This is a genomic window from Streptomyces hilarionis, assembly GCF_024539675.1.
In the GTDB taxonomy this organism is placed as follows: domain Bacteria; phylum Actinomycetota; class Actinomycetes; order Streptomycetales; family Streptomycetaceae; genus Streptomyces; species Streptomyces hilarionis.
Map to the genome: position 1 here is coordinate 17,138 of NZ_JAHHIT010000129.1, position 10,572 is coordinate 27,709.

The 10,572-nt window shown below is 71.3% G+C and carries 7 protein-coding genes; 6 read left to right on the plus strand and 1 reads right to left on the minus strand.

Annotated elements, in window-relative coordinates:
* Nucleotides 1-99 precede the first annotated feature (99 nt).
* A complete protein-coding gene (locus KMS84_RS27930) occupies nucleotides 100-1,902 on the minus strand; it encodes a glycoside hydrolase family 15 protein (protein ID WP_069773194.1) in 1,803 nt (600 codons plus the stop codon).
* Between the two features lie 469 nt (nucleotides 1,903-2,371).
* On the opposite strand from KMS84_RS27930, the gene pyrG reads away from it, so the two are divergent.
* The 6 genes from pyrG (at nucleotide 2,372) to KMS84_RS27960 (ending at nucleotide 10,420) form a co-directional block, all read left to right on the plus strand.
* Complete coding sequence (pyrG, locus tag KMS84_RS27935) at nucleotides 2,372-4,036, plus strand: CTP synthase (protein ID WP_256919228.1); 1,665 nt, start codon at nucleotides 2,372-2,374, stop codon at nucleotides 4,034-4,036.
* A 93-nt stretch (nucleotides 4,037-4,129) separates the two neighbouring features.
* Complete coding sequence (locus KMS84_RS27940) at nucleotides 4,130-4,756, plus strand: NUDIX domain-containing protein (RefSeq protein ID WP_256919229.1); 627 nt, start codon at nucleotides 4,130-4,132, stop codon at nucleotides 4,754-4,756.
* A 205-nt stretch (nucleotides 4,757-4,961) separates the two neighbouring features.
* Nucleotides 4,962-7,028: a tetratricopeptide repeat protein gene (locus tag KMS84_RS27945; protein ID WP_256919230.1), complete on the plus strand. Its 2,067-nt coding sequence runs from the start codon at nucleotides 4,962-4,964 to the stop codon at nucleotides 7,026-7,028.
* A 136-nt stretch (nucleotides 7,029-7,164) separates the two neighbouring features.
* Nucleotides 7,165-8,289 carry an alanine dehydrogenase gene (gene ald / locus KMS84_RS27950; RefSeq protein ID WP_256919231.1) on the plus strand — a complete coding sequence of 375 codons (1,125 nt, stop codon included), beginning with the start codon at nucleotides 7,165-7,167 and terminating at the stop codon, nucleotides 8,287-8,289.
* Between the two features lie 422 nt (nucleotides 8,290-8,711).
* Nucleotides 8,712-9,848, plus strand: coding sequence for a ParA family protein (locus tag KMS84_RS27955; protein ID WP_256919232.1), 1,137 nt, complete (start codon nucleotides 8,712-8,714; stop codon nucleotides 9,846-9,848).
* Complete coding sequence (locus KMS84_RS27960; RefSeq protein ID WP_256919233.1) at nucleotides 9,833-10,420, plus strand: hypothetical protein; 588 nt, start codon at nucleotides 9,833-9,835, stop codon at nucleotides 10,418-10,420. Before KMS84_RS27955 ends, KMS84_RS27960 begins: the two co-directional genes overlap by 16 nt.
* Nucleotides 10,421-10,572 lie beyond the last annotated feature (152 nt).

Below are 10,572 nucleotides of genomic sequence, written 5' to 3' on the forward strand. Positions count from 1 at the left end.
TCCGTGCAGGGGCAGATGGCTCCAGCGTAGGCGGGCGCGGCCGACCGGTCCTGTTCGGCGGCCGCACGTCACCGGTCCGTAAGGCGTCGCCCCCGGGGCTCAGCCGCCGTACGCGCCGGACGCCGTCAGTCGCAGCGCCGTGTCGATCAGCGGGACGTGGCTGAAGGCCTGCGGGAAGTTGCCGACCTGGCGTTGCAGGCGCGGGTCCCACTCCTCGGCGAGCAGACCGAGGTCGTTGCGCAGGGAGAGCAGCTTCTCGAAGAGCTTGCGCGCCTCGTCCACCCGCCCGATCATCGCGAGGTCGTCAGCCATCCAGAAGGAGCAGGCGAGGAACGCGCCCTCGTCGCCCGGGAGGCCGTCCACGCCCTCGTCGCCGCCCGAGGTCGGGTAGCGCAGGATGAAGCCGTCCGGGGTGGACAGCTCGCGCTGGATCGCCTCGATGGTGCCGATCACCCGCTTGTCGTCCGGGGGCAGGAAGCCCATCTGCGGGATGAGCAGCAGGGACGCGTCCAGCTCCTTGGAGCCGTAGGACTGGGTGAAGGTGTTGCGTTCCTTGTCGTAGCCCTTCTCGCACACGTCCCGGTGGATGTCGTCGCGCAGCTCGCGCCACTTGTCCAGCGGACCGTCCGCGTCGCCGGACTCGATCAGCTTGATCGTGCGGTCGACCGCCACCCAGGCCATGACCTTGGAGTGCACGAAGTGGCGGCGCGGGCCGCGCACCTCCCAGATGCCCTCGTCGGGCTCGTCCCAGTGCTGCTCCAGGTAGCGGATCAGCTTGAGCTGGAGCAGGGAGGCGTAGTCGTTGCGGGCCAGGCCGGTCATGTGGCCCAGGTGCAGGGCCTCGGTGACCTCGCCGTAGACGTCGAGCTGGAGCTGGTGGGCGGCGCCGTTGCCGACCCGGACCGGGCCGGAGTTCTCGTAGCCGGGCAGCCAGTCGAGCTCGGCCTCGCCGAGCTCGCGCTCGCCCGCGATGCCGTACATGATCTGCAGGTTCTCGGGGTCGCCGGCGACCGCGCGCAGCAGCCACTCGCGCCAGGCGCGGGCCTCCTCGCGGTAGCCGGTGCGCAGCAGCGACGACAGGGTGATCGCCGCGTCGCGCAGCCAGGTGTAGCGGTAGTCCCAGTTGCGGACGCCGCCGATGTCCTCCGGCAGGGACGTGGTGGGCGCGGCGACGATGCCGCCGGTCGGGCCGTACGTCAGCGCCTTGAGCGTGATCAGGGAGCGGATCACGGCCTCACGGTAGGGCCCGTGGTACGTGCAGTGCTCGACCCATTCGCGCCAGAACTCCTCGGTCGCCTCCAGCGACTGCTCCGGCTCCGGCAGCGGGGGCGGCTCCTTGTGCGAGGGCTCCCACGAGATCGTGAACGCGATCCGGTCGCCGGGCGCGACCGTGAAGTCGGCGTAGGTGGTCAGCGACTTGCCGTAGGTCTCGCAGTCGGTGTCGAACCACACCGAGTCCGGTCCGGCCACGGCCACCGTGCGGCCCTCGTGCTTGTGCACCCACGGCACGACCCGGCCGTAGGAGAACCGCATCCGCAGGGTCGAGCGCATGGGCACCCGGCCCGAGACGCCCTCGACGATCCGGATCAGCTGGGGTGCGCCGTCGCGGGGAGGCATGAAGTCGGTCACCCGGACCGTGCCGCGCGGGGTGTCCCACTCGGATTCGAGGATCAGCGAGTCGCCGCGGTAGGTGCGCCGTGCGGCCCGCGGCGGCGGCGCGTCGGAGGCGTGCGCCGGGCCCAGGCGCCAGAACCCGTGTTCCTCCGTGCCGAGCAGACCGGCGAAGATCGCGTGCGAGTCGAAGCGGGGCAGGCACAGCCAGTCCACTGTCCCGTCACGGCAGACCAAGGCGGCGGTCTGCATGTCTCCGATGAGTGCGTAGTCTTCGATGCGCCCGGCCACGTGCAACTCCAGTCGAACGGCCACGTCACCCCCATGAGAAGCGGGGGCTGTCGCTAGTGCGGTCAAGGGGTCGTTGGTAATGCGTCGTTGAGCGCTGAAGCAAAGCAGCCGCTCGGCCCTCAGGGCAAAACGCCGATTATTGCTCAACGAACTGCCGGGCTCTCGTTGTTCCGGTGGGGGACGGGCGGGGGTGTGCCGTCTTGCCGACCGGGCTCGGCAGTGAGTGTCCGAGCAGGATACGACGCACGTAGATGATCTGCGTGCCGCTCCGGGCAACGCGGGTGGGCCGAACGGGTGAGCAGCAGGTGAGAAACCGGTGCTGGGACGCCCTACCGTGTCGGGCTGTGCGCGGAGCGTGGCCGGAAGCCATCTCTCCGAGGCGCTGATACCCTGGTAGCCCGTGGACCGGTGGTCTCGAAGCCCCCGAACCGCACCCTCGAATCGCGACCACGGGAGCCCCCTCTTGGCCATGACGCCCAAATCCACGACGACCAAGCACATCTTCGTCACCGGGGGTGTCGCCTCCTCGCTCGGCAAGGGTCTGACCGCCTCCAGCCTCGGCATGCTGCTCAAGGCGCGGGGACTGCGCGTCGTGATGCAGAAGCTCGACCCGTACCTGAACGTCGACCCGGGCACGATGAACCCCTTCCAGCACGGTGAGGTGTTCGTCACCAACGACGGCGCCGAGACGGACCTGGACATCGGACACTACGAGCGCTTCCTCGACCGTGACTTGGACGGCTCCGCCAATGTCACTACAGGCCAGGTCTACAACACGGTGATCGCCAAGGAGCGGCGCGGCGAGTACCTGGGCGACACCGTGCAGGTCATCCCGCACATCACCAACGAGATCAAGCACCGCATCCGCCGTATGGCGACGGACGAGGTCGACGTCGTGATCACCGAGGTCGGCGGCACCGTCGGCGACATCGAGTCGCTGCCCTTCCTGGAGACCGTCCGCCAGGTCCGGCACGAGGTCGGCCGCGACAACGTGTTCGTGGTGCACATCTCGCTCCTGCCGTACATCGGCCCCTCCGGCGAGCTGAAGACCAAGCCGACCCAGCACTCGGTGGCGGCGCTGCGCAACATCGGCATCCAGCCGGACGCGATCGTGCTGCGCTGCGACCGCGAGGTGCCGACCGCGATCAAGCGCAAGATCTCGCTGATGTGCGACGTCGACGAGGACGCGGTGGTGGCCTGCCCCGACGCGCGCTCGATCTACGACATCCCCAAGACCGTGCACGGCGAGGGCCTGGACGCCTATGTCGTCCGCAAGCTGGACCTGCCGTTCCGCGACGTGGACTGGACGACGTGGGACGACCTGCTCGACCGGGTCCACAACCCCGACCACGAGATCACGCTCGCCCTGGTCGGCAAGTACATCGACCTGCCCGACGCCTATCTCTCGGTCACCGAGGCGCTGCGCGCGGGCGGCTTCGCCAACAAGGCCCGCGTGAAGATCAAGTGGGTCACCTCCGACGACTGCAAGACCGCGGCGGGCGCCAAGGCGCAGCTGGAGGACGTCGACGGGATCTGCATCCCGGGCGGCTTCGGCGACCGCGGCGTGCTCGGCAAGGTCGGCGCGATCCGCTACGCCCGTGAGAACCGGATCCCGCTGCTGGGCCTGTGCCTGGGCCTCCAGTGCATCGTGATCGAGGCCGCGCGCAACCTGGCCGACATCGGCGACGCCAACTCCACCGAGTTCGACCCGGCCACCGCGCACCCGGTCATCTCGACCATGGCCGAGCAGCTCGACATCGTGGCCGGCGAGGGCGACATGGGCGGCACGATGCGGCTGGGCATGTACCCGGCGAAGCTGGCCGAGGGCTCCATCGTCCGCGAGGTGTACGACGGCCGGGAGTACGTCGAGGAGCGGCACCGGCACCGCTACGAGGTCAACAACGCCTACCGCGCCGAGCTGGAGAAGAAGGCGGGCATCCTGTTCTCGGGCACCTCGCCGGACGGCAAGCTCGTCGAGTACGTCGAGTACCCGCGCGAGGTCCACCCCTACCTGGTGGCCACGCAGGCGCACCCGGAGCTGCGCTCGCGGCCCACGCGTCCGCACCCGCTGTTCGCCGGCCTGGTGAAGGCGGCGGTCGAGCGGCAGGTCGCCGCGGGGCAGAGTTCGAAGTAACACACCGGTTGTACGGTGGCCGGGGTGCAAATCCTCAACGGGTTTGCACCCCGGTTTCGTTTGCGCAGGTGGCACGGTGGAAGGACGCAAGGCATGACGATCAAGGACACTCCGCAGGCGTGGGAGATCCGGTCCACCCAGACCCCCTTCACGGGCAACAAGACCTCGGTGCGCACCGACGAGGTGGTCATGCCCGACGGCTCCGTGGTCCGCCGGGACTACCAGGTCCACCCCGGCTCCGTGGCCGTGCTCGCCCTCGACGACGACGACCGCGTGCTGCTGATCAAGCAGTACCGCCACCCCGTGCGGCACAAGCTGTGGGAGATCCCGGCCGGCCTGCTCGACGTGCCCGGCGAGAACCCGCTGCACGCGGCCCAGCGGGAACTGTACGAGGAGGCGCACGTCAAGGCGGAGGACTGGCGCGTTCTCACCGACGTGTACACGACGCCCGGCGGCTGCGACGAGTCCGTGCGGATCTTCCTGGCCCGGGGACTGTCGGAGGCGGAGGGACAGCGCTTCGCGGTGGAGGACGAGGAGGCCGACATGGAGCACGCGCGTGTGCCGGTCGGCGAACTGGTCCGGGCGGTCCTCGCGGGCGACGTGCACAACAACTGCCTCGTGGTCGGCGTGCTGTCGCTGGCGGCCGCCCGCGGCGGTGAGGGCGTCGACGCGCTGCGCCCGGCCGAGGCGCCCTGGCCGGCCCGTCCGTTCGAGGCCTGAACCCGACCGTCCGGCTGTCGTCCGTGACCGGATTTCGCCCCTCCGAGACCCCTCCGGTGTGACGATCGGCTGATCCGATCGGGGGGTCCCGGCCGCGCGCCGCCCTGCTCCTCCCGGAACGTCGCAGAGGGTGAACTAGGCTCGGGAAATCACCCGATCCGGAGTCCCGGCGGGTTGCGTGCGCGGTGGGACGGGAGTGTGGCCCGTGACGGATCAGGCAGTGGACACAGGCGGCGCGCAGCTGTCCGGACACGCTGCGACAGAGGGCCATTTCCTGGGCCGCACCCGGGAGTTGAAGGAACTGCGCGCCGACATCGAGCGCGCGGGGCTGGACACCATCTCCGGCCGCAAGGCCCCTCGCGCGCGCGTGCTCCTGATCGCCGGCCGGCCCGGCTCGGGACGGACCGCGCTCGCCGAGGAGCTCGTGCGGCAGGTCGCCGACCGCTACGGGGACGGCGTGCTGCGCACCCGCCTCGCCGAGCCCGACGGCACACCCGTGCCCGTCGAGCGCGCGGCCCGCGACCTGCTCGCCGCGCTGGACGTGCCGGCGCCCGCCGGAGCCGACGAGGACGACCTGACGGCCCTCCTGCGCGAGGCCCTCGCGCGGCGGCGGGTGCTGCTCCTGCTCGACGACGCGGCCGGCGCCGAACAGGTCGACGCGCTGCTCCCCGACGCCCCGCAGTGCCTGCTCGTCGCCGTCTCCTCCGGCCCCCTCACCGGCATCGCGGACGTGCGCCCCTGCACCCTGGGCGGCCTGGACACCAAGTCCGCCCTGGACCTGCTGACCCGGTACACCGGCTCCGTCCGCATCACCGTCGACCCGCGCTCCGCCGAGGGGCTCGTGGAGGCCTGCCAGGGCGAGCCCGCCGCCCTGACGCTGGCCGGCGGCTGGCTCGCCGCCCGCCCCCAGGCGGCCGTCGCCGACCTCGCCCGGCAACTCCACGCGGAGAGCGACGAGGGGTCGCCGCTGAGCCGGATGTTCGGGCTCGTGCACGCCGCGCTGCCCGCCCCGGCCGCCCGGGTGCTGCGGCTGCTCAGCCTCGCCCCGGCCGGCCTCGCCGACCCGCACACCGCCTCCGCGCTGGCCGGCTGCTCGGTGGGCGCCGCCCGCACCGTCCTGGACGACCTGACCGCCCTCGGACTGCTGCGCGCCCTGGACTCGCCGCTGCCCCAGTACGAGATCCCCGGCTGTCTGCACCCGCTGCTGCGGGCCGCCGCCCACGTCCACGACCGCCCGGCCGAGCTCCAGCTGGCCCGCGCCCGCATGCTGGAGCGCACGGTACGGCTGCTCCAGTCCTGCCGGGCCATCACCGAGACCGACAGCGTCCAGGCCCGCGAGAAGCTCCAGGGCATGCCGCGCGCCGTGCGCTTCCCCACCCCGCGCGCGGCCGCCGACTGGCTGAGCGCGCGTCGCCCCGCCCTGCTGGCCTCGGCCCGCCTCGCCGTCGCCGACGGGGAGCTGGACACCCTCGCCCGCCGGCTGATGTCCCAGCTGGTGCGGGCCATGGTCGCCCACCTCGGCACCCAGGCGGCGGCCCCCGACCTGTACGGCGTGCACCAGCTCGTCCTGGACGTGGCCGAGCGCCGCGGGCTGCCCCGGGAGAAGGCCGCGGCCCTGCTGAACCTGGCCGACGTCGACGCGAGGACCGGCCGCACCGCGGAGGCCCTGGCGCGGTACCGGGCCGCGCTGGACGCCGGACGCGAGGCGAACGATCCGTATGCGATCGGCCGCGCGATGGAATCCGTAGGCGGCGCGCACCTGGAGCTCGGGGACTACGAGCGGGCCGCCGACTGGTTCGGCCGGGCCCTCGCCCAGCGCCTGGCCCGCGACGAGCGCGCGGACGCGGCGCGTCTGTACGGCCGCATCGCCACCGCGCACACCTACGCCGGGCGGTACGGCGAGGCCCAGCGGGCCTGGCGGGCCTGCGCCGCGAGGCACCGAAGGAACGGCGACGTGGCCGCGCACGCACGGGCGTTGAGCGAGCTGGCCCGGGTCCAGGAGTACGCGGGCCGCCCCGAGGATTCCCTGCGCACCTGCGAGGAGGCGGTGGAGTGGGCCGGGCGCGCCGAGGACACCCGACTCCAGGCCGCGCTGCGGCTGCGGCTGGCCGACACCCTGGACCGCCTGGGCGACCCGGCGGCGGCCCGCCTGCACCGGGGCGCGGCCGAGCGCATCCTGGAAAAGGAGCCCGCGGACGGCGTTACGGGGCCCGAACGGCCGGATCACGCCGTTGACGCCTGCGAAATCCGCAGTGCATCTGCTGAAGGTTGATGCAATGAAAGGCTAGACAGCGGGAACACCTTCATTAGACTGGCTCTGCCGCACGTTCTCCTGCGGTGCGTCCCGGTGTGCCCTGTACCTCCGGGAATGTCTTCGCTGTACCCCCACACCCTCTGAGCCAAGGACCGTGATCGACGTGAAGGTCGGCATCCCCCGCGAGGTCAAGAACAACGAGTTCCGGGTGGCCATCACCCCCGCCGGTGTGCACGAGCTCGTGCGCCACGGCCACCAGGTCGTCGTCGAACGAGGCGCCGGCGTCGGTTCGTCCATCACGGACGAGGAGTACGTGGCCGCCGGCGCGCACATCCTGGAGACCGCCGACGAGGTGTGGGCCGCGGCCGACCTGCTGCTGAAGGTCAAGGAGCCCATCGCCGAGGAGTACCACCGCCTCCGCAAGGACCAGACGCTCTTCACCTACCTGCACCTGGCCGCGTCCAAGGAGTGCACGGACGCGCTCGTCGAGTCCGGGACCACCGCGATCGCCTACGAGACCGTCGAGCTGCCGAGCCGCGCGCTGCCGCTGCTCGCCCCGATGTCCGAGGTCGCGGGCCGGCTGGCCCCCCAGGTCGGCGCCTACCACCTGATGCGCGCCAACGGCGGCCGCGGTGTGCTGCCGGGCGGCGTCCCGGGCGTGCTGGCCGCCAAGGCGGTCGTCATCGGCGGCGGCGTCTCCGGCTGGAACGCGGCGCAGATCGCCATCGGCATGGGCTTCCACGTGACCCTGCTCGACAAGGACATCAACAAGCTCAAGGAAGCCGACAAGGTCTTCGGCACGAAGATCCAGACCGTCGTCTCCAACGCCTTCGAGCTGGAGAAGGCCTGCCTGGAGGCCGACCTCGTCATCGGCGCCGTGCTCATCCCGGGCGCCAAGGCCCCGAAGCTGGTGACCAACGAGCTGGTGTCCCGGATGAAGCCCGGAAGTGTCCTTGTCGACATCGCCATCGACCAGGGCGGCTGCTTCGAGGACTCCCGTCCGACCACGCACGCGGAGCCGACCTTCCCGGTCCACAACTCGGTGTTCTACTGCGTCGCCAACATGCCGGGCGCCGTCCCCAACACCTCGACCTACGCCCTCACCAACGCCACGCTGCCCTACATCGTCGAACTGGCGGACCGGGGCTGGGTCGAGGCGCTGCGCCGCGATCCGGCGCTGGCCAAGGGCCTCAACACCCATGACGGCAAGGTCGTTTACCGCGAGGTCGCCGAGGCGCACGGCCTGGAGCACGTGGAGCTGGACTCCCTGCTCGGCTGAGCCGGCGGGCGCTCCCGGAGCCCCGACGAGCCAAGTCACCTTTTCGTAAAGGCGATACGTCAACAAGGCGCGTCAACCGCTCCCACCCGGCCGGACCTTGCCCGACAAGGTCCGGCCGGATGTGTGTATGGTCACTTTGCGGCTCTCGGTCAACTCGCCTCGAACGTAACTCTTCGACCGATTCGCACACCGGTGAAACCTGCCGTGCGACGGCCGTACGCCCTTGACAGCGGGATGTTTCATTGCCGACACATCGGGCCGGGTACGGCGGATTGTGTTGCTGCGGACGCCCGACACGCCATAGAGTCGCCAACCGTCGGCATGGTGCCACGCTGACCTTGTCTAGAAGTTTCCTGGTCACCAAGGAGGTAAGACGACTTGTGAATGAGTCGACATTTGCTCCCGGGGGTGGTCAACCAGGAATGCCTACGCGGGACCCGGGTTCCGCGGGGCTCGAGGCTGTCGGCTCCGTCGCTGTCCGAACCTTCGCAGCCCACCAGAGCCAGCGCAGCCCCCATATGGCTCTGTCAGCACACCAGAGCATGGATGGCCATCACGTGAACGCCATGGCCGGCGACGGAAGTGGCGCGCCCCACAACCACTTCGCCGACTACGACGAACTGCCCGACGGGCACTTCTACGATCCCGATGCCGAGTACGAGCCGGACCCGGAATACGCGGCCACGCTCGCGCCCGACGCGGCCCGACAGCGCCGTGAGCGCGTCGGTCCGACCGGACGCCCGCTGCCGTACTTCCCGATCCCGGGCCCGCTGACCGAGCACGGCCCCGCGAAGATCATCGCGATGTGCAACCAGAAGGGCGGCGTGGGCAAGACGACGTCGACCATCAACCTGGGTGCCGCGCTCGCGGAGTACGGCCGGCGGGTTCTGCTCGTGGACTTCGACCCGCAGGGCGCGCTGTCGGTCGGTCTCGGCGTCAACCCGATGGAGCTCGACCTCACCGTCTACAACCTGCTCATGGAGCGGGGCATGGCGGCGGACGAGGTGCTCCTGAAGACGGCGGTCCCCAACATGGACCTGCTGCCCAGCAACATCGACCTGTCCGCCGCCGAGGTGCAGCTGGTCTCCGAGGTCGCGCGCGAGTCCACGCTCCAGCGTGCGCTCAAGCCGCTGATGGACGACTACGACTACATCGTCATCGACTGCCAGCCCTCGCTCGGTCTGCTCACCGTGAACGCCCTGACGGCCGCTCACAAGGTGATAGTGCCGCTGGAGTGCGAGTTCTTCGCCCTTCGAGGCGTGGCGCTGCTGACCGAGACCATCGAGAAGGTCCAGGAGCGGCTCAACCCGGAACTGGAGCTCGACGGCATCCTGGCGACCATGTACGACTCGCGCACCGTGCACAGCCGTGAGGTGCTCGCACGGGTCGTCGAGGCGTTCGACGACCACGTCTACCACACGGTCATCGGACGTACGGTCCGCTTCCCGGAGACCACGGTCGCCGGTGAGCCGATCACCACGTACGCCTCCAACTCCGTCGGCGCCGCCGCCTACCGTCAGCTCGCCAGGGAGGTGCTCGCCCGGTGTCACGCCGAGTGAGTCTGCCGGGGGCCGACGAACTCTTCCGTACGACAGGGGGAATGGCGCTTCAGCCGTCCGCGCCCCGGCGCCCCGCAGGCGGCGAGGCCCGGGTGCCGGCGCCGGCCGGCGAGAGCGACGCGGTGGCGGCCGGCGGTGCGCAGGACGCGCCGCAGGCCGTGCCCGCGCAGGGCGGCGACGGCGAGGGCGCCGAGCACGCGGCGGCGGACGCAGGCCAGGACGACGCCGGGGAGTCCCGCGCCAGGGGAGCCCAGGGGGAGCGTCCGGACCGCCGTCAGGGCGCGCAGGAAGGTTCTGCCGCCGGCGCCCAGGACGACGGCCAGCCGCGCAAGCGCGGGCGGGCGGCCGCACGCCGGCCCAGCGGGCGTGAGCGCCACGACGAGAAGATCACCGTCTATGTCTCCGCCGAGGAGCTCATGGACCTGGAGCACGCCCGTCTGGTGCTCCGCGGCGAGCACGGGCTGGCCGTGGACCGCGGTCGCATCGTCCGTGAGGCGGTCGCCGTGGTCCTCGCCGACCTGGAGAGCCGCGGGGACGCCAGCATCCTCGTACGACGACTTCGCGGGCGGTAGCGGTAGCCTGCGAGGGCCATGACCTCGAACGACGTTCCCCCCTCCGCCCCCGGCGGCGCAGCCGGCCGCCGGCGCGCGCTGGGGCGCGGACCGGGATCGCCGCCGCCGTTCGCCGACCCGGATCCCGCCCCGCCCGCACCGGCCCCGCACCC

Bases quoted from the DNA above. Each gene is read 5' to 3' on its own strand.
- KMS84_RS27940 (WP_256919229.1), top strand. From the start codon at position 4,130: ATGACGATCAAGGACACTCCGCAGGCGTGGGAGATCCGGTCCACCCAG.
- pyrG (WP_256919228.1), top strand. From the start codon at position 2,372: ATGACGCCCAAATCCACGACGACCAAGCACATCTTCGTCACCGGGGGT.
- KMS84_RS27955 (WP_256919232.1), top strand. From the start codon at position 8,712: ATGCCTACGCGGGACCCGGGTTCCGCGGGGCTCGAGGCTGTCGGCTCC.